This window comes from Streptomyces sp. NPDC050636 (genome assembly GCF_040654775.1).
Classification (GTDB): Bacteria; Actinomycetota; Actinomycetes; order Streptomycetales; family Streptomycetaceae; genus Streptomyces.
In genome coordinates this window covers 66,851-84,813 of record NZ_JBFAIP010000008.1, presented here as the reverse complement: position 1 = coordinate 84,813, position 17,963 = coordinate 66,851, and the positions used below count along the sequence as shown (strand labels likewise).

The 17,963-nt window shown below is 68.5% G+C and carries 17 protein-coding genes and 1 tRNA gene; 9 read left to right on the top strand and 9 right to left on the bottom strand.

What is annotated here, in order from left to right; all coding sequences use genetic code 11:
- Positions 1-122: 122 nt before the first annotated feature.
- Entirely contained in the window at positions 123-1,427 is a 1,305-nt protein-coding gene (locus tag AB0I10_RS10825; protein WP_363152037.1) for an ABC transporter permease, read from the bottom strand.
- 268 nt (positions 1,428-1,695) lie between these two features.
- Here AB0I10_RS10825 and AB0I10_RS10820 point away from each other — a divergent pair, with 268 nt between their 5' ends.
- Positions 1,696-2,130, top strand: coding sequence for a MarR family winged helix-turn-helix transcriptional regulator (locus AB0I10_RS10820; protein WP_363152036.1), 435 nt, complete (start codon positions 1,696-1,698; stop codon positions 2,128-2,130).
- Positions 2,131-2,207: 77 nt separating this feature from the next.
- On the opposite strand, the gene AB0I10_RS10815 is transcribed toward AB0I10_RS10820, so the two are convergent.
- Positions 2,208-2,570: a helix-turn-helix domain-containing protein gene (locus tag AB0I10_RS10815; RefSeq protein ID WP_363152035.1), complete on the bottom strand. Its 363-nt coding sequence runs from the start codon at positions 2,568-2,570 to the stop codon at positions 2,208-2,210.
- A 128-nt stretch (positions 2,571-2,698) separates the two neighbouring features.
- Here AB0I10_RS10815 and AB0I10_RS10810 point away from each other — a divergent pair, with 128 nt between their 5' ends.
- Positions 2,699-3,349, top strand: a complete 651-nt coding sequence (locus AB0I10_RS10810; protein WP_363152034.1) for an NAD(P)H-dependent oxidoreductase — start codon at positions 2,699-2,701, stop codon at positions 3,347-3,349.
- A 662-nt stretch (positions 3,350-4,011) separates the two neighbouring features.
- Here the strand turns inward: AB0I10_RS10810 and AB0I10_RS10805 are convergent.
- A tRNA-Leu gene (locus AB0I10_RS10805) sits at positions 4,012-4,095 on the bottom strand.
- Between the two features lie 510 nt (positions 4,096-4,605).
- On the opposite strand from AB0I10_RS10805, the gene AB0I10_RS10800 reads away from it, so the two are divergent.
- The 6 genes from AB0I10_RS10800 (at position 4,606) to pknB (ending at position 12,682) form a co-directional block, all read left to right on the top strand.
- On the top strand, positions 4,606-5,439 hold the full coding sequence (locus tag AB0I10_RS10800) for a DUF3662 and FHA domain-containing protein (protein WP_363152033.1): 834 nt from the start codon (positions 4,606-4,608) through the stop codon (positions 5,437-5,439).
- Positions 5,440-5,449: 10 nt separating this feature from the next.
- Positions 5,450-5,977: an FHA domain-containing protein gene (locus AB0I10_RS10795; protein WP_363152032.1), complete on the top strand. Its 528-nt coding sequence runs from the start codon at positions 5,450-5,452 to the stop codon at positions 5,975-5,977.
- 120 nt (positions 5,978-6,097) lie between these two features.
- Entirely contained in the window at positions 6,098-7,654 is a 1,557-nt protein-coding gene (locus AB0I10_RS10790) for a protein phosphatase 2C domain-containing protein (protein WP_363152122.1), read from the top strand.
- A 23-nt stretch (positions 7,655-7,677) separates the two neighbouring features.
- Positions 7,678-9,078 carry an FtsW/RodA/SpoVE family cell cycle protein gene (locus tag AB0I10_RS10785; protein WP_363152031.1) on the top strand — a complete coding sequence of 467 codons (1,401 nt, stop codon included), beginning with the start codon at positions 7,678-7,680 and terminating at the stop codon, positions 9,076-9,078.
- Positions 9,075-10,544, top strand: coding sequence for a penicillin-binding transpeptidase domain-containing protein (locus tag AB0I10_RS10780; protein ID WP_363152030.1), 1,470 nt, complete (start codon positions 9,075-9,077; stop codon positions 10,542-10,544). Before AB0I10_RS10785 ends, AB0I10_RS10780 begins: the two co-directional genes overlap by 4 nt.
- Positions 10,545-10,690: 146 nt before the next feature.
- Positions 10,691-12,682: a Stk1 family PASTA domain-containing Ser/Thr kinase gene (pknB, locus tag AB0I10_RS10775; RefSeq protein ID WP_363152029.1), complete on the top strand. Its 1,992-nt coding sequence runs from the start codon at positions 10,691-10,693 to the stop codon at positions 12,680-12,682.
- An 85-nt stretch (positions 12,683-12,767) separates the two neighbouring features.
- Here the strand turns inward: pknB and AB0I10_RS10770 are convergent, their stop codons facing one another.
- The 6 genes from AB0I10_RS10770 to AB0I10_RS10745 form a co-directional block, all read right to left on the bottom strand.
- The gene (locus AB0I10_RS10770; protein WP_363152028.1) at positions 12,768-13,511 is read right to left on the bottom strand and encodes a class E sortase; all 744 of its coding nucleotides are present in this window, start codon (positions 13,509-13,511) and stop codon (positions 12,768-12,770) included.
- A gap of 25 nt (positions 13,512-13,536) precedes the next feature.
- Positions 13,537-15,036 carry a class E sortase gene (locus tag AB0I10_RS10765; protein WP_363152027.1) on the bottom strand — a complete coding sequence of 500 codons (1,500 nt, stop codon included), beginning with the start codon at positions 15,034-15,036 and terminating at the stop codon, positions 13,537-13,539.
- Complete coding sequence (locus tag AB0I10_RS10760) at positions 15,033-15,671, bottom strand: aminodeoxychorismate/anthranilate synthase component II (protein WP_363152026.1); 639 nt, start codon at positions 15,669-15,671, stop codon at positions 15,033-15,035. Before AB0I10_RS10760 ends, AB0I10_RS10765 begins: the two co-directional genes overlap by 4 nt.
- Entirely contained in the window at positions 15,668-15,844 is a 177-nt protein-coding gene (locus AB0I10_RS10755) for a hypothetical protein (protein ID WP_363152025.1), read from the bottom strand. Before AB0I10_RS10755 ends, AB0I10_RS10760 begins: the two co-directional genes overlap by 4 nt.
- Positions 15,845-15,925: 81 nt before the next feature.
- Complete coding sequence (locus AB0I10_RS10750; protein WP_363152024.1) at positions 15,926-16,618, bottom strand: class E sortase; 693 nt, start codon at positions 16,616-16,618, stop codon at positions 15,926-15,928.
- A 38-nt stretch (positions 16,619-16,656) separates the two neighbouring features.
- Positions 16,657-17,427, bottom strand: coding sequence for a DUF881 domain-containing protein (locus tag AB0I10_RS10745; RefSeq protein ID WP_363152023.1), 771 nt, complete (start codon positions 17,425-17,427; stop codon positions 16,657-16,659).
- Between the two features lie 181 nt (positions 17,428-17,608).
- On the opposite strand from AB0I10_RS10745, the gene crgA reads away from it, so the two are divergent.
- The gene (crgA, locus tag AB0I10_RS10740) at positions 17,609-17,863 is read left to right on the top strand and encodes a cell division protein CrgA (RefSeq protein WP_363152022.1); all 255 of its coding nucleotides are present in this window, start codon (positions 17,609-17,611) and stop codon (positions 17,861-17,863) included.
- Positions 17,864-17,963 lie beyond the last annotated feature (100 nt).

The window sequence follows — 17,963 nt, the reverse complement described above, 5'->3', positions numbered from 1 at the left end:
CCCCCAAGCACCCACTGAGCACGCACAACGCACACCTCGCGGCTCTCCATCCACAGGCCGACGCACCCGCACGCCACCCGCCCGGCCGACCTTGCACTCTCCACCACCAACCCGCCGGCCGGCTACACCCCCACGGCCTCCTCGATCTCCTCCTCCGACGCCTCTTCCCACGCCTTCCGCTTCGCCGTCGGCTCGGGCACCGTCGCCGCCACCGCAGCCGCCGCGACCGCCGCAGCGTTGGCCGCCGCATTCGCCTCGGCGGTACGCCGCCGCTTCTCGGCCAGCGCGGCCACACCGACCATCAACAGGCCCGCGACCAGCCACAACACCAGCGTCCAGACGTGCCCGGCCAGGCCGTAGCCATCGAAATAGACGTGGCTGCGGGTGCCTTCCACGAACCCCGCGCCGTTCCAGAAAGAGTGCAGCGCTGCGAAGAACCCGTTCTGCATCTCGGGGCGGAAGATCCCGCCGGAGGACGTGAAGTTGAGCATCACGAACAGCGTCATGACACCGAGCGTGGTCCAGCGCTTGAGGAAGGTGTGCAGGCCGGTGCCGATCAGCAGGATGCCTGCGGAGTACAGCCAGGCCATGCCCCACAGCCCCCACAGACCGTGGTCCACGAGGTGGAAGACCGGTCCGGCGAACAGCGTCCCGATGATGCTCACCACGAACGATGTGCCGGTCGCGAGCCCCGCCCTGAGCCGGAGCGCCAGAACGGCGCCGGCGCCGCCGATCACCGCGACCGAGGCGTACGAGCCGATGCTGATCGCCACCAGCAGGAAGAAGATGCCCTGACCGGTCGGATCGTCCTCGGCCGGCGGCGCCACATCGGTGACCTTCAGCGGGGCGCCCTGTTCGGCGGCGATCGGCATGAAGACCTTCTGCACGACGGACGCGGTGGTGTCGGACCCGGCGGTCGCCACGATCAGCTCGGGAGCCGGCTTCGAGGCACGGGGAGCGGCACCCGGTGCGGCACCCCCGCCCCCGCCCGTGCCCTTCGCGCCTACCGACTGCGTGACAAACGAGTTCATGACGTACGCGCCGAAGATCTTCTGCTGTTTGAGCTGGTCAACTGCCGTGGACCGGTCGGCGACCGTCCGTACCTCCAGCTCGCCGCCCGCCTTGTCATTGAGCGACTGGGCGAGCAGCTGCGCGCTCTGGCCCGATCCGACGACCGCGACGGGCAGGTCGTGGAGCGCGGGATTCGCGAACGCGCCCAGGTACGCCAGGCCCATCCCGACGCACATCAGCAGCGGGGTGATCAGGTGCGTCAGGACGTGGCTCAGCCCGACGGAGTGGGCGGAGCGGTGCGCGCCCGGGTGCGCATTCTGCACACCCGGGTGGTCGCCCGCGCGCTCGGAACACCGGCCATTCCGCTCGTCGTGCCGGTAGTCGCTTCGGTGGTCGTGACGTCGGACCGGACTCATGGGGCAGGCCTTCTCAGCTCGTCGGCTCGGCTGTCGCCGGTGCGTGGTGGGCGGTGGTGGGCAGTGGGCCCGGGTGGTGGCTTACAGGGTCGAGGTGGCTGACACGAGACAAACCCGACACAAACCCGACACCGAAGAAGCCCAAGCCCCAAGACACCCGCAACGCACCGGTCACACCAGGAACACCAGGAACACCAGGCACATGGTTGGCAATTACAACTCTCAATCCACGTTGTACTATACAACTACTTCGACGAAAGGCAACTCTGTGCCCCACCGCGATGACTCCGTCGAGACCATCCACCAGGAGCTGACGGCATTCGCCCGACGGGCCCGCGCGACCGCCGCCCGGATGCATCCCGAGCTCTCGCTGGTCTCCTACACCCTGCTCGCACACCTCGATGACCAGCAGGGATGCCGCGCCAGGGACCTCGCGGCGCACTACTGCCTGGACAAGTCCACGGTCAGCCGGCAGATCGCCGCGCTGGAGAAGCTCGGCTTCGTCGAGCGCCGCGTGGACCCGGACGATCACCGCGTCCAGGTGCTGCACCCCACGGAAAAGGGCGCCCAGGTGCTCGCCAACGTCACCGCGAGCCGCCGACAGGCCTTCCACAATCGGCTGACCGACTGGGACGAGACCGATCTCGACCGCTTCGCGTCATACCTGCTGCGCTACAACGCCGCCCAGGAGAGGCTCGGCTGACACGGCACCCGGGCACACCCCCACCAGACAACCCGCAGCCCGGCCAACACCGGCCAACACCCAGCCCGCCCCGCCGGCTACTTCCGGAACCGCTCCGGGCACTGCCCGCCATCGGCGAGATACGTCTCGGCCCAGCGCCCCAGTTCCTTGAGCGCGGGCTCCATCGCCCGCCCCGCCTCCGTCAGCCGGTAGGCGACACGCAGTGGCGGCCCCGCGTCCACCTCGCGCACCACGAGACCGGTCGCCGCCAGCTCGGCGAGACGGTCGGACAGCATGCGCTCGCTGATCCCCGGGATCGCCCGCCGAAGATCGGCGAAGTGCACCGGCCCCGCCATCAAGGTGGCGACGATCAGGCCCGTCCAACGCTTCCCGAACAGCTCGAAGACGCGCGTCGTACCGCCGTCGACCTGCCTGCACGTCGCCTCACCCTGATCCGCCATAAGGCCCAGAGTACCGCCCTCGCGTTGGGGGCTGCAAAAAAGTAAGCTCCTGTGTTATTAATAGTGACGTACGGAATTCAACCAGCGCACCGGGCACCGTCCGGCCGCGAACCGAAGGACCGATCCCCATGGCCACGCTTCTGCACCTCGACACCTCCGTCTTCCCCGAGGGCGGCTCCGCCTCCCGCTCGGTGACCGCGGCCTTCCGCAAGGCCTGGGAGGAGCAGCACCCCGACGGCACCGTCATCTACCGCGACCTCGCCGCCGACCCACTGCCGCACCTCGACGGCGTCGCCGCCTCCGCCGGCTTCTCCGACCCCACCACGCACACCCCCGAGCAGCAGGCCGCCTTCGCGCTGCGCGTCAAGCTCGCCGAGGAGGTGGAGCAGGCCGACGCGATCGTCATAGGCGCCCCGATGTACAACTTCACGATCCCCTCGACGCTCAAGGCATGGCTCGACCAGGTGATCATCATGGGCCGCACGGTCGGCCCCGAGCCGTCCGCCAAGGGCACCCCCGTCACCGTCGTCGCCAGCCGCGGCGGCTCGTACGCGCCGGGCACTCCCCGCGAGGGCTTCGAGTACGTCCAGAACTACCTCCAGGCCGTTCTGGGCGAGAGTTTCGGCCTCGATGTCGACTTCATCGTCCCCGAGCTCACCATGGCCCCCGCCAACCCGGCGATGTCCGAGCTCATCCCGAAGTTCGAGGCCTCCCGCGACAAGGCCCACGAGGACGCGACGGCCAAGGCCAAGGCCCTCGCCGAGCGCCTCGCCGCCTGACGCCATAGCTCCCGCACCACCTGCAACGCACCGCAGCACCAGCAGCACCAGCACCAGCACGATGCGCTCCCCGGGGGCACCGGGATCACGAGGCGCTCAGCCCCGTACCCAACACCCCCGGGCCCGCGCCCTTTCCCCTCCCCCAGTGGCCGACGCGGCCCCGAAAGCCGTTCCGGATACGGTCCCGGACGCGGGCCCCAGATGTGACGTAGGACTCACCCTCGGCTGCGCCTGGCCGCCCTGGGCCGCCCTGAGGGGCACGCCCCGTCCGATTTACCAGTCCCGGAAAGAGCAGCCACTGCTCCACTACCTGAACAGGCGCCATTACCTGAACGGGCACTGCGGACACCGCACACGGTCATGAATTCCGCAGCCGCTCGGACCGGCACTCCGGAGAGAGCTCCGATCGCTCCGATCGCTCTGGTGGTCTGGCGCTCTAGAAGAAGACTTTTGGGTCGAATGGAGCGGTTCTTTCTCTTGCCGGCGGCGGCATCCGGACGAAGCGGAGCCCTGCCGGATGCGGCGCAGTCCGTACGCAATTGCCCGGCCTGCCCGGGGGATTGAAATAGGGATCGAATTAGGACCAAAGCGAAAAGGCCCTCACCGAAATTTCGGTGAGGACCTTTTCGTCGTTACTCAGAAGCACCTATGGTGCTCCTCAGTGCGCGAGGGGGGAGTTGAACCCCCACGCCCTTTCGGGCACTGGAACCTGAATCCAGCGCGTCTGCCTATTCCGCCACCCGCGCATGGGTGTTGCCGATGGATTCTCTCACATGATCCGGGCTGTTCCGTCCGGGTCTTGTGCGAGCGCCTGCCGACATCCAGAAGATTAGCACGGTGTCGAGGGTGCCTTCACACGCCTTTCCCCCGGTCCCCGCCCTGCGGGCACCTCGCGGCGGCCGGCCGCCGCTCGTCGGGCGTTAGCCAGGTGCCCCGGAGAGGGTTCACACTCACGGTGTCCGCCATGGGGGGCGCGGGCCGCCAGCGAGGATCCCCGGACCCAGGCACGGCCAGAAGGGCTCCGGCCCCCCACCCGGTCGGAGAGGTCGGCGGTTGCGGGACACTGTCTCCGGGGCACATCTACGATCGCAGTGCACAAGCAGTGGGCAAGGAGACGTCAGCACCGGGCAACCTTGTGAGGGGCGACACTCGTCCTCCAGGCGGGAAAGGGGAACCAGCTGTTTTCCCGACGCGTGGATACGATCAGTAAGCAGTATCAGGCCGACCCCGACGAAGACTGAGGAAGGAGGTGCCCCGTGGGAGTACTGAAGCGTTTCGAGCAGCGTCTCGAAGGTCTCGTCAACGGCACCTTCGCCAAGGTGTTCAAGTCCGAGGTGCAGCCCGTTGAGATCGCCGGCGCGCTGCAGCGCGAGTGCGACAACAACGCGACCATCTGGAACCGCGACCGGACGGTCGTCCCCAACGACTTCATCGTCGAGCTGAGCGCCCCCGACTACGAGCGGCTCAGCCCGTACAGCGGGCAGCTCGGCGACGAGCTCTCCGGCATGGTCCGCGACTACGCCAAGCAGCAGCGCTACACCTTCATGGGCCCGATCAAGGTGCACCTGGAGAAGGCCGACGATCTCGACACCGGCCTGTACCGCGTCCGCAGCCGCACCCTCGCCTCCAGCACGTCCCAGGAGCAGCCGGGCCAGGCGGCCGCGGCGCGCGCCTCCATGGCGCCCCGTGGCGGTCAGCACGGCGGCGGCCACGTGGGCCCGCCCCCCATGCCTGCGTCCCCGCCCCCCGGCGCCGCACAGCCCGTACCCCGTGCCGCTCCGCCGAGTGCGGGACCGCAGCCCTACGCGCAGACGAGGCGCTGGATCGAGATCAACGGCACCCGCCACCAGATCTCGCGCCCCACCCTCGTGCTGGGCCGCAGCACCGACGCGGACGTACGGATCGACGACCCGGGTGTCTCGCGGCGGCATTGTGAGATCCGGGTCGGAACGCCCCCCACGGTCCAGGATCTGGGCTCCACGAACGGCATCGTGGTGGACGGGCAGCACACCACTCGCGCTAATCTCCGCGACGGCTCACGAATTGTCGTGGGCAGTACCACCATCGTTTACCGGCAAGCCGAAGGGTGAAGCGGGGGCAATGTCAGAGCTGACCCTCACGGTCATGCGGTTGGGTTTCCTCGCCGTACTGTGGCTGTTCGTCATCGTGGCCGTCCAGGTCATCCGCAGCGATCTGTTCGGCACGCGTGTCACGCAACGTGGCGCCGCCCGGCGCGGCGCGCAGGAGGCGCGTACGCAGCGCCAGGCCGCGCCGCCGCAGCAGCAGCAGCGCCGCCAGGACAGCGGCCGCGGCAGCAACCGCCAGCGTCGCGGTGCACCCACCAAGCTGGTGGTTTCCGAAGGCACGCTGACCGGTACTACGGTCGCCCTCCAAGGCCAGACCATCTCCCTGGGCCGTGCGCACGATTCCACGATCGTGCTGGACGACGACTACGCGTCCAGCAGGCATGCCAGGATCTACCCGGACCGTGACGGCCAGTGGATCGTCGAGGACCTCGGTTCCACCAATGGCACGTATCTTGACCGGACCCGACTGACGACCCCGACACCGATTCCGCTGGGAGCCCCGATCCGCATCGGCAAGACCGTCATCGAGCTGCGGAAGTAGTACGACTATGAGCGAGCGGAGCGAGCGAGCCGCGGCGGTCCACTCGGCGGACCCCAGCGCGCTCCCGACCGGAGGGTGGGCACCGTGCGGATGTACCCCGAGCCGACGGGTGAGGTGCGCATGAGCCTGTCACTGCGCTTCGCCGCCGGATCGCACAAGGGCATGATCCGGGAAGGCAACGAGGACTCCGGCTACGCCGGTCCCCGCCTCCTCGCCGTCGCGGACGGCATGGGCGGCCAGGCCGCCGGTGAGGTCGCCAGCTCGGAGGTGATCTCCAGCCTCGTCCAGCTCGACGACGATGTGCCCGGCTCCGACATCCTCACCTCCCTCGGTACGGCCGTGCAGCGCGCCAATGATCAGCTGCGCGTCATGGTCGAGGAGGACGCCCAGCTCGAAGGCATGGGCACCACGCTCACCGCCCTGCTGTGGACCGGCCAGCGGCTCGGCCTCGTGCACGTCGGCGACTCGCGCGCCTACCTGCTGCGGGACGGCGTGCTGACGCAGATCACGCAGGACCACACCTGGGTGCAGCGCCTCGTCGACGAGGGCCGGATCACCGAGGAAGAAGCCACCACCCACCCGCAGCGTTCGCTGCTGATGCGGGCGCTGGGCAGCGGTGATCATGTCGAGCCGGATCTCTCGATCCGCGAGGTGCGAGCCGGCGACCGGTATCTGATCTGCTCGGACGGACTGTCCGGAGTCGTCAGCCACCAGACGCTGGAAGAGACCCTCGCCAGCTACCACGGGCCGCACGAGACCATCCAGGAGATGATCCAGCTCGCGCTGCGCGGCGGCGGGCCGGACAACATCACCTGCATCGTCGCCGACGTCCTGGACGTGGACGGCAATGACACGATGACCGCCCAGCTCAACGACACCCCGGTCATCGTGGGCGCCGTCGCCGAGAACCAGAACCAGCTCAGCGACCCCAGCACCCTGCAGACGCCGGCCGCCCGCGCCGCCGAACTCGGCCGCCGGGACGGACCGCCCGCACCGCCCGGAGGCGCCTTCGGGCCGCCCGGAAGCGGCGGTCCGGACGTCGGCGGGCCGCCGCAGGGATCGTTCGGCGCGTTCACCGACGAGGACTTCCTCAAGCCCAAGCGGCGCGGGAAGTGGCTCAAGCGGTCGCTGCTCATCGCCCTCGTGCTGGGTGTCGTCGGCGGCGGCCTGTACGCCGGCCACCAGTGGACGCAGACGCAGTACTTCGTCGGCGCCAAGGACAACCACGTCGCGCTCTACCGGGGCATCAGCCAGGACCTGGCGTGGATCACGCTCAACGATGTCGACGAGGACCACCCCGAGATCGAACTCAAGTACCTGCCGCTGTACCAGCGCAACCAGGTCAAGGAGACGATCGCGGTCGACAGCCGCAGCCAGGCGAGCGAGAAGGTCACCGAGCTCAGCAGGCAGGCCGGCGCCTGCCGCAGCAAGGAGCAGCGGGAGGCCGCCGAGCGCGACGCCGCGCGGGAGAAGGGCGAGGGCCAGGCCGGCGGGACGACCGGGACGCCCAGCGCCAAGCCCGGCACGCCGAGCGCCAAGCCCAGCACCAAGCCGAGCACCTCCGCGACCGTCGGCACGCTCGCCGCGAGCCCGTCCGCGACTCCCACACCCACCCCCAGCCAGGCCCCCTCGGAGGAGCAGCTGAAGCTGGAAAAGAATTGCAGCACCCAGCAGTGAGGGCGTAGGGGGCCGGACATCTCATGAGCAGCACCACCAACACCACCACCATCGGCACCATCGGAGCCCCGAGCCGCCGCAACACCGAGCTGGCGATGCTCGTCTTCGCGGTGCTGATCCCGGTGTTCGCGTACATCAACGTCGGACTGGCGAAAGACCACTCGGTCCCGGCCGGCGTCCTCGGCTACGCGCTCGGCCTGGGGCTGCTGGCCGGCGTGGCCCACCTCGTCGTCCGCAAGTGGGCGCCGTACGCCGACCCGCTGATGCTGCCCATCGCCACCCTGCTCAACGGCTTGGGCCTGGTCTTCATCTGGCGTCTGGACCAGGAGCCGCAGATCACCACCCCGCAGCTGGGCGGCGCGATGGCGCCGGGCCAGCTGATGTGGTCCACGCTGGGTGTCGCGCTCTTCCTGGCCGTACTGATCTTCCTGAAGGACCACCGCGTCCTGCAGCGCTACACCTACATCTCCATGGTCGTCGCGCTGGTCCTGCTGATCGCGCCGATCTTCTTCCCGGCCCGGTTCGGCGCGCGCATCTGGATCACCATCCCCGGTGTCGGCTCGCTGCAGCCCGGCGAGTTCGCGAAGATCATCATCGCGATCTTCTTCGCCGGCTACCTGATGGTGAAGCGGGACGCGCTGGCCCTGGCCAGCCGCCGCTTCATGGGCCTGTACCTCCCGCGTGGGCGTGACCTCGGCCCCATCCTCGTCATCTGGGCGCTCAGCCTGATGATCCTGGTCTTCGAGACCGACCTGGGCACCTCGCTGCTCTTCTTCGGCCTCTTCGTGATCATGCTGTACGTCGCCACCGAGCGCACCAGCTGGATCGTCTTCGGCCTGCTGCTCAGCGCGGGCGGCGCGGTCGCCGTGGCCACCTTCGAGTCCCATGTGCAGACCCGCGTCCACAACTGGCTCAACCCGCTGGAGCTGGCCTCCAACGGCGGCGTCACCGAGACCGCCCAGGCCATGTACTCCTTCGGCTCCGGCGGCATCATCGGCTCCGGCCTGGGCCAGGGCTACTCCCGGCTCATCGGCGGCATCGCCCCCAAGAGCGACTACATCCTCTCCACCGTCGGCGAGGAGATCGGCCTCGCCGGGCTGATGGGCATCCTGCTGCTGTACGGCCTGCTGATCGAGCGCGGTATCCGTACGGCGCTGGCCGCCCGTGACCCGTTCGGCAAGCTGCTGGCGATCGGCCTGTCCGGCGCCTTCGCGCTGCAGGTCTTCGTCGTCGCCGGCGGTGTGACGGGGCTGATCCCGCTGACCGGCATGACGATGCCGTTCCTGGCCCAGGGCGGCTCGTCCGTGATCGCCAACTGGGCGCTCGTCGGAATTCTGCTGCGCATCAGCGACACCGCGCGGCGGCCCGCGCCGGCCCCCGCCCCGTCCACCGACGCCGAGATGACCCAGGTGGTTCGCCCGTGAACAAGCCCCTGCGCCGGGTCGCGATCTTCTGCGGCCTGCTGATCCTCGCCCTGCTCGTCCGCGTCAACTGGATCCAGTTCGTCCAGGCCGACGAACTCAAGAACGACGCGCACAACCGCCGGGTCGCCATCGAGCGCTACAGCACGCCGCGCGGCAACATCATCGTCGACGGCAAACCGGTCACCGGCTCCACGACCACCGACTCCGGCGACTTCAAGTTCAAGCGCACGTACAAGAACGGCAAGATGTGGGCGCCGGTCACCGGCTACGCCTCACAGGCCTTCGACGCCAACCAGCTGGAGAAGCTCAACGACGGCATCCTCTCCGGGACCGACGACAAGCTCTTCTTCAGCCGCACCGTGGACATGCTCACCGGCGGCAAGCAGGCCGGCGGCAATGTCGTGACCACCCTCGACGCGAAGGCGCAGAAGGCCGCCTTCGAGGGGCTCGGCGACAAGAAGGGCGCGGTCGCCGCGATCAACCCGGAGACCGGCGCGATCCTGGCGCTGGCCAGCACCCCGTCGTACGACCCGTCCACCTTCGCCGGGATGAGCAACAAGGACGCCGAGGCGTACAACGGGCTGCAGAAGAAGAACAACCCCGATGAGCCGATGCTCAACCGGGCGCTGCGCCAGACCTACCCGCCCGGCTCCACCTTCAAGGTCGTCACGGCCGCGGCGGCGCTGGAGAACGGCCTCTACGACGACGTCGACGCCAAGACGAAATCGCCGCTGCCCTACACGCTTCCCGACACCTCCGGCGTCGAGCTGAAGAACGAGGGCAACATCCCGTGCAAGGACGCCAGCCTCCGCGAGGCGCTGCGGGTGTCCTGCAACACCGTCTTCGGCAAGATCAGCGCCGATCTCGGCAACAAGCAGATGATGGACACGGCGGAGAAGTTCGGCTTCAACAACCCGGAGATCGACACCCCGGTGCGGGCCGCCGAGAGCATCTTCCCCAAGGACAACCGGCCGCAGAACGCGATGGCCGGTATCGGGCAGGCGTCCAACCGTGCCACGCCGCTGCAGATGGCCATGGTCGCCTCGGCGGTCGCCAACGGCGGCAAGCTGATGAAGCCCTACATGGTCGAGAAGCTGGAAGCGCCGAACCTCAACGTCGTCCAGCAGCACACTCCGCAGAAGATGAGCCAGCCGCTCACGCCGGAGAACGCCCAGAAGATCCAGGACATTATGGAGACCGTGGTCAAGAGCGGCACGGGAACCAGGGCCCAGATCTCGGGCGTCACAGTCGGCGGTAAGACCGGTACGGCGCAGCACGGCGAGAACAACAAGGACAACCCCTACGCCTGGTTCATCTCCTACGCGAAGACCGCTCAGGGCACCCCCGTCGCGGTGGCCGTCGTCATTGAGGGATCCGACACACTCCGCGACGACATCGCCGGTGGTCAGCTCTCCGCTCCCATCGCGAAGGACGTCATGGAGGCGGTACTCGCAGGCGACAAGTGACCCGGGCCGTACCCATACCGGTCGGATATCAGGTTGCGGGAGCGGCCCGGCCCGGTGCGGCGTGCCGGGTACCGTATGCCCGAACAGCACACCGCCGGACCACACACCGGTGCGGTCGGGACTGACGGAGAGGGCTGGAGAAGCTTATGGAAGAGCCGCGTCGCCTCGGCGGCCGGTACGAGCTGGGCTCGGTGCTCGGCCGCGGTGGCATGGCGGAGGTCTACCTCGCCCATGACACCCGCCTGGGCCGCACCGTAGCTGTGAAGACGCTCCGGGTGGACCTCGCCCGTGACCCGTCCTTCCAGGCCCGGTTCCGCCGTGAGGCCCAGTCGGCCGCCTCGCTGAACCATCCGTCGATCGTCGCGGTCTACGACACCGGCGAGGACTATGTGGACGGGGTCTCGATCCCGTACATCGTCATGGAGTACGTCGACGGCTCCACGCTGCGTGAGCTGCTGCACTCCGGTCGGAAGCTGCTGCCCGAGCGCTCCCTGGAGATGACCACCGGTGTGCTCCAGGCGCTGGAGTACTCGCACCGGGCCGGCATCGTGCACCGCGACATCAAGCCGGCGAACGTCATGCTGACGCGCAGCGGCCAGGTCAAGGTCATGGACTTCGGCATCGCCCGGGCGATGGGCGACTCCGGGATGACCATGACGCAGACCGCGGCGGTCATCGGTACCGCACAGTACCTCTCGCCCGAACAGGCCAAGGGCGAGCAGGTCGACGCCCGCTCCGACCTGTACTCCACCGGCTGTCTGCTCTACGAGCTCCTCACCGTACGGCCGCCGTTCGTCGGTGACTCGCCGGTCGCGGTGGCGTATCAGCATGTCCGCGAGGAGCCGCAGAAGCCCAGCAACTTCGACCCCGAGATCACGCCCGAGATGGACGCCATCGTCCTGAAGGCGCTGGTCAAGGACCCGGACTACCGCTATCAGTCGGCAGACGAGATGCGGGCCGACATCGAGGCCGCGCTGGACGGCCAGCCGGTCGCCGCCACGTCGGCCATGGGCGCGGCGGGCTACGACCAGGACCAGCCGACCACGATGCTGCGTCCTCAGGACCCGGCGGGCCAGACCTCGATGCTGCCGCCGATGAACCCGGACGACGGTGGCTACGGCTACGACGAGCGGGCCGACCGGCGCCGCGGCGGCGGCCAGAAGAAGGGCCACACCTCGACGATCCTGCTCGTGCTCGCGGGCATCCTCGTCCTGGTCGGCGCGATCTTCATCGGCAAGGCGATGTTCAAGGGCGGGACCGACGCTGGCAAGGTGCCGGTGGCGAATCTCATCGGCAAGAAACTGGACGAAGCCGAGGCCGCCGGGCGGAACGGCAGCTTCAAGGTCGTCGAGGGCTCCAGCAAGGCCTGCGACAACGTCAAGAAGGGCCAGGTCACCGAGCAGGACCCGAAGGCCAACACGGAGATCGACAAGAACGACACGGTCACCGTCACGCTGTGCACGGGCCCGGTGCGGATCTCGGTTCCCAGCGTCATCGGCCTGCCCGAGGAAGAGGCGCGGTCGGAGCTGAGGGCCAGGGGCTTCAAGGTCGAGACCAAGAACGTGGTCTCGGAACGGGAGTCCGGCACCGTCGCCGAACAGGACCCGAAGCGGGGCGCCAAGAAGCCCAAGGGCACCACGATCACGCTGTCCATCGCCAAGGAGAGCCCGAAGACGCCGGTCCCGAACGTCGTCGGGCAGGACTTCAACGCGGCGAAGACTCAGCTGGAGGGTCTCGGCCTGACGGTGGCGAAGCAGGAGCAGGACGTGCCCGACCCGAACCAGGTCGGCAAGGTCATCACGCAGAACCCAACGCCCCAGACCGAGGTCAAGAACGGCTCGACCGTCACCCTGACGGTCGGCAAGGCTGCTGCTCAGACGCCGGTTCCGAGCGTCGTCGGCAAGTCGGTGAAGGACGCCAAGAAGGATCTGGAGGCTGCCGGCTTCAAGAACATCCAGTTCGCCCCCGGCAGTTCGCAGGACGAGAACGCGCAGGTGATCAGCCAGGATCCGGTGGCGCCGACGCCGTCCGACCCGAGCACCACGACCGTGACGCTGACCACCGTCGGCGGCAACGGCAACGGCGGCAACGGTGGCGATGACGGCGGCGGGATCTTCGGCGGCGGGTGGGGCGGCTAGCGGTCCGTTGCAGCGCCTGTGAGGCCCATGACGGAGCCCGGGCAGCCCTTGGAGGGCGGCCGGGGCTCCGTCATGTATGAGGGGCCTAGCGGAGTTCCATCGGGGGCGTGCGGTCCGCATCGACCTTTTCCGTGCGTTCCAGTTCGCCCCAGACGACGTAGCGGTAGTTCGAGGTGTAGACCGGGGTGCAGGTCGTCAGGGTGATGTAGCGGCCCGCCTTGCGCTTGCCGGACTCCTTCGGGACGTCGTTGAGGACATCCACGTTGTACTTCGAGGTCTCGGTCAGCATCGAGAAGACCTTGTAGACGTACCAGGTGTCCTTGGTCTCGAAGACGATCGGGTCGCCTGTCTTGATCTTGTCGATGTTGTGGAACCGCGCGCCGTGCCCGTCGCGATGCGCGGCGAGGGTGAAGTTGCCCTTCTTGTCCTTCGGCAGCTCCGACTTCACAGGCTTGGTGTAGTAGCCCGCCACGCCCTCGTTGAGGACCTCGGCGTCGGTGCCCTTCTCGACCAGCACCTCGCCGGTCTTCATCGCCGGTACGTGCAGAAAGCCGATGCCGTCCTTGGTGTCCAGCGCGCCGGGGCCCTTGGGGCCGGGGTCGGCCGCCCAGTGCTTGCGCACCTCGTCGCCCTGCTTGTGCGCCTCGCGGTCGGCGAGGACGTTGGTCCACCACAGCGAGTAGACGACGAACAGGCCCAGGATCAGCCCGGCCGTGATCAGCAGCTCGCCGATGACGCTGACGACGGAGGCAATCATCCCCCGCGCTCGGCGCGGTTTCGGTGACGGCGCGGACCGGTCGGTGTCCTCGTCGTGTCCCGTGGCAGTCACCGCGTCATACCCCTCTTACATCCGCTCAGCTGACGAGCGCATCCGGCTTGCCCTTGCTCCGCGGCCGCTCGTCGACCATCTTGCCCCAGACGATCATCCGATAGGTACTGGTGAACTCCGGGGTGCAGGTCGTCAGCGTGATGTAACGCCCCGGGCCGGTGAATCCCGAGCCGGGCGGGACGGGGCCGATCACGCCGGTATTGCTGGGCGACGTCTGCGGGAGGATGCTCTCCATCTCGTACGTGTAGTACGAGCGCTGCGTCTCGACGATGATCTTGTCGCCCTTGATAAGCCTGTTGACATAGCGGAACGGTTCGCCGTGGGTGTTGCGATGGCCCGCCACCGCGAAGTTGCCCTTCTTGTCCCAGGGCATGGCGGTCTTGTTCCCGCTGCTCTTGTCGTAGTGACCGACCATGCCGAGGTCCAGCACCGCATGCTTGTCGATGCCCTCGGCGACGGGGGCCTTCACATCCAGCTTCGGGATATACATGATCGCGAATCGCTCGCCGGCCGCGAGGTTCTTCTTCTCTTCGCCGCCCTTGTCCCACTCGTGCTGGAGGGTGTTGGCAGCGCCGCCCGCCTCCTCCTGGGCCAGCACATTCGTCCACCACAGCTGGTAGGTGACGAACAGCAGCATCAGTACGCCGAGGGTGATGAACGCCTCACCCACCGCGCGGCTGGCGATCAGGCTGGGGCTGTCCTTGGCGGCTCGCTCGGCCCGCCGGGCCTCCAGCCGGGAGAGGGGGGCGGCCGGCTTCTCGTCGGCGGAAGCGGCTGAGGCAGCGGACGCGGCCGCGGTGGCCGCGACGGCCGCACCACTGTGCCTCCCGCGTCTGCCGCCCCGCTTGGCGGCCTCCTGTGCGGCCTTGCGCCGGGCCGCTCGACCGCCGGGCGCCGGCGCTGCGTCGGTTTCACGTGAAACCACGCCGGTTTCACGTGAAACAGCGTCCCCGTCGCCTTTCGCGCCGGGCTCCTCGGCCTGGCGCAGCGCCATGGTCTCTTCGTCCAGCCGTGGCTCGGGAGCGGCCGGAGGGGCCGGGGTCTCCGGGGCGGCGAAGAGGTCGGGTATCGGTTCGGCCGCCGGGGTGTAGGGCTCATGCGCGGAGCCGTAGCCCAGGCCGCCGTACACGTCGTCGTACGCGGCCGGTGCGGGCTCGTAGGACTGCGGCTCGGGCGTGGCCGGCGGCTCCGGCTGGGCGGGCCGTTCCCCTTGATGATGCGGCCGGAACCAGGGTGATCCCTGCGTTCCGGCCTCCTGAGCGGGCTGGGCGGGTTGCTTGTACGCCTCGGGCGCCGGCTCGGGCGCCGGCGTCGGTGCCGCCTGGCCCGGCAGCGGATCGTTCAGCGGGTCGTCGAGCTGCCCGACGGCCGTCTCGAACGCGTCGGGATGACCGTACGGATCCGGCTCGTACCCCCGCTGCTCCTGGTCCCCCTGTGGCCCGTGCTCGTGCTGCTGCTCGGATCCGTGCCGTGGCTCGTACGGATCGTGGGACCTCCCTTCACGCTCTGGGCGCAGGGCGGTCACGCGCCGGCCTTGCCGACCACCGGGGCAAGCCCCGTCGAGCGCTCCACGGCTCCCGCATCGCCGCACTCCACCAGCCAGTTGGCCAGCATCTTGTGCCCCCACTCCGTCAGCACCGACTCAGGGTGGAACTGCACGCCCTCCACCGGGAGTTCGCGGTGCCGCAGACCCATGATGATGCCGTCGTGCGTGCGGGCCGTGACCTCGAGCTCGGCCGGGACGGTGGCGGGTTCGGCGGCGAGCGAGTGGTAGCGGGTCGCGGTGAAGGGCGAGGGCAGACCGGCGAAGACACCGGCGCCCTCGTGCGTCACCAGCGAGGTCTTGCCGTGCAGCAGCTCGGGCGCGCGGTCGACCACACCGCCGTAGGCGACCGCCATCGACTGCATGCCCAGGCAGACGCCGAACACCGGGACGCCGGTGGCCGCGCAGTGCCTGACCATGTCGACGCAGACGCCGGCCTGTTCGGGCGTGCCGGGCCCCGGCGACAGCAGCACACCGTCGAAGCCGTCCTGTGCATGGCTCAGCGCGACCTCGTCATTGCGCAGCACCTCGCATTCGGCACCCAGTTGGTAGAGGTACTGGACGAGGTTGAAGACAAAGCTGTCGTAATTGTCGACGACGAGAATCCGTGCGCTCATCGGATGGCTGCCATCCCTTCATCGACCGTGACGTCATTGAAGGGGAGCAGCGGCTCCGCCCACGGAAAGACGTACTGGAAAAGCACGAAGACGACCGCCAGCACCAGCATCAGTGAAATCAGCGCCTTCACCCATGCGTTGCCCGGCAGATGCCGCCAGATCCAGCCGTACATGCGCTCGCTGTCCCCTTGCCGATGCCGATGATGATGTCGATTGCCACACCAGACTAAGGGGCGAGGGCGGTGGCTGGTGGGTCAGCCGGGCAAAGCCGACGGCCTTCCGCGTGCCACGGGTTGGGTGGAATCCAGGTGTGCCCAGGCGATCAGCCGGTGACTGTGCCCCCACTCCGGCTCGCAGGTCGTCAGCGTGAGATAGCGCCCTGGCCCGTTGAAGCCGGATTTCCGCGGCACGGGATCGATCACCCCGATGTCGCCGGGCAGCGTCGTATAGGGCCGGTTGCCGATGCGATAGGTGAACCACGTCGCGCCGTCGGTCAGCACCACCGCGTCGCCGGGGCGCAGCCGCGGAAAGTCCTTGAAGGGGTCGCCGTAGGTGCGGCGGTGCCCGGCGACGGAGAAGTTGCCGATCTCGCCGAGCCGGGCGGTGCGGTCGTAGTGGCCGAGGCCCCGCTTGAGTACGTCGGTGCCGGTGCTTTCCAAGACGGGCTTCGCCCAGTCCGCTCCGAAGCGCGGGATGTACATGACGGCGAAGGACTTGCCCGCTTCGTAGGGGCGGGGCCGCTTGGCGCGGGTGGGCGCGGATGCCGAGTCGGGCGTGGTGACCGGCCCCGCCGCCCACTGGTCCTGCAGCTCGCCGATCTCGCCGTCCATTGCGCTGTCGGCCCGTACGCCGGTCCAGAAGAGCAGGTAGACGACGAAGAGGACGATCAGCGTGCCGAGGGTGACGCAGATTTCGCTGAACGTCCGCACGATCCACCGCACCGTCATCCGGCCCCGCCCCTCCCCGCCGCCCCGCGGCACGCGGGCTACGGCTTCACAGGCTGTGCGTAGTGGAGATCCACTGTGCCGGAGTAGCCGGGCAGAGTCACCGCCTCGTGCTGGTCGACTTTCCAGCCCAGGCCGTAGGCGTTCACATACTGCTGATAGTTCTGGATGGCGGGGGAGGCGGTCAGCGCCCGGTTCAACGCGTCGCGGTCGCCGACGGCGGTGACCTTGTACGGCGGCGAGTAGACCCGGCCCTGGAGGATCAGGGTGTTACCGACGCAGCGCACCGCGCTGGTGGAGATCAGCCGCTGGTCCATGACCTTGATCCCTTTGGCGCCGCCCTGCCACAGGGCGTTCACCACGGCCTGGAGGTCCTGCTGGTGGATGACCAGGTCGTTGGGCTGCGGCTCGGGCACGCCGGGGATCTTGGCGGTGGCGTTCGGCGGAGCGTCGGTGAGGGTCACCGTCACACCCTGGCCGGCCAGCTTCTTGGTGCCGGCGCTCTCCTCCAGCGCCTTGAGCTTGGCGTCCTCAGCCTTGGAGCTGCCGTTGTCGCGCTGCGCGAGCGCGTCGACCTCCTCCCGCAGCGCGGCGTTGCTCTCGTCGTGCGCGCCGTTCTTGTGGCTGCGCTCCTGGATGAGGTCGGAGAGCCGTAGCATCGAATCGTCCGAGCGCAGGTTCGTACCGCGCGCGGTCTCGAAGCTCACCCAGAACAACAGCCCGGCGAGCGCGAAGACAGCAAGTGTGAGAAGCCGTACCGGCCGCAGGCGGGGGCGGGTGGGGCGGCCGGCGGAGTCAGCGGAATTGCTCAACGTACCCTTACTCCTTACGACGCCGCGGAAGCACTACGCTAACGGACGCCCGGGCGAGGATCCGATCCCCGCCGGTTCCCCACCCGGCTCCCATCCCGTACGGCCCCCGCGCGGTTGGGGGCACAGCCCGCTCAAGCGAAGTCGAGAGTGGGGGAGCAGCGCATCGACAGGAGAGTTCCTCGTGCCGAAGTCACGGATCCGCAAAAAGGACGACTTCACGCCGCCACCGGCGAAGACCACCAGTCTGAAGATGAGTTCAGGCCGCGGTTGGGTCGCGCCGCTGATGCTGGCAATGTTCCTGATCGGGCTCGCCTGGATCGTGCTTTTCTATGTGTCGGAGGGCGATCTCCCGATCAAGTCCATGGGCAACTGGAACATCGTGTGCGGCTTCGGCTTCATCGCGGTGGGCTTCGGCGTATCCACCCAGTGGAAGTAGCGCAAGCCCTGCCCAAGACCATCCACACGGTTATCCACAGCCGGGGAAAACTTCAGAAGATCTGTGGATAACCCTCCGGAGGTTGACGCCGGTGTGATCG

Bases quoted from the DNA above. Each gene is read 5' to 3' on its own strand.
- AB0I10_RS10825 (WP_363152037.1), bottom strand. From the start codon at position 1,427: ATGAGTCCGGTCCGACGTCACGACCACCGAAGCGACTACCGGCACGAC.
- AB0I10_RS10815 (WP_363152035.1), bottom strand. From the start codon at position 2,570: ATGGCGGATCAGGGTGAGGCGACGTGCAGGCAGGTCGACGGCGGTACG.
- AB0I10_RS10810 (WP_363152034.1), top strand. From the start codon at position 2,699: ATGGCCACGCTTCTGCACCTCGACACCTCCGTCTTCCCCGAGGGCGGC.
- AB0I10_RS10795 (WP_363152032.1), top strand. From the start codon at position 5,450: ATGTCAGAGCTGACCCTCACGGTCATGCGGTTGGGTTTCCTCGCCGTA.
- AB0I10_RS10790 (WP_363152122.1), top strand. From the start codon at position 6,098: ATGAGCCTGTCACTGCGCTTCGCCGCCGGATCGCACAAGGGCATGATC.
- AB0I10_RS10785 (WP_363152031.1), top strand. From the start codon at position 7,678: ATGAGCAGCACCACCAACACCACCACCATCGGCACCATCGGAGCCCCG.
- pknB (WP_363152029.1), top strand. From the start codon at position 10,691: ATGGAAGAGCCGCGTCGCCTCGGCGGCCGGTACGAGCTGGGCTCGGTG.
- AB0I10_RS10760 (WP_363152026.1), bottom strand. From the start codon at position 15,671: ATGAGCGCACGGATTCTCGTCGTCGACAATTACGACAGCTTTGTCTTC.
- AB0I10_RS10755 (WP_363152025.1), bottom strand. From the start codon at position 15,844: ATGTACGGCTGGATCTGGCGGCATCTGCCGGGCAACGCATGGGTGAAG.
- AB0I10_RS10750 (WP_363152024.1), bottom strand. From the start codon at position 16,618: ATGACGGTGCGGTGGATCGTGCGGACGTTCAGCGAAATCTGCGTCACC.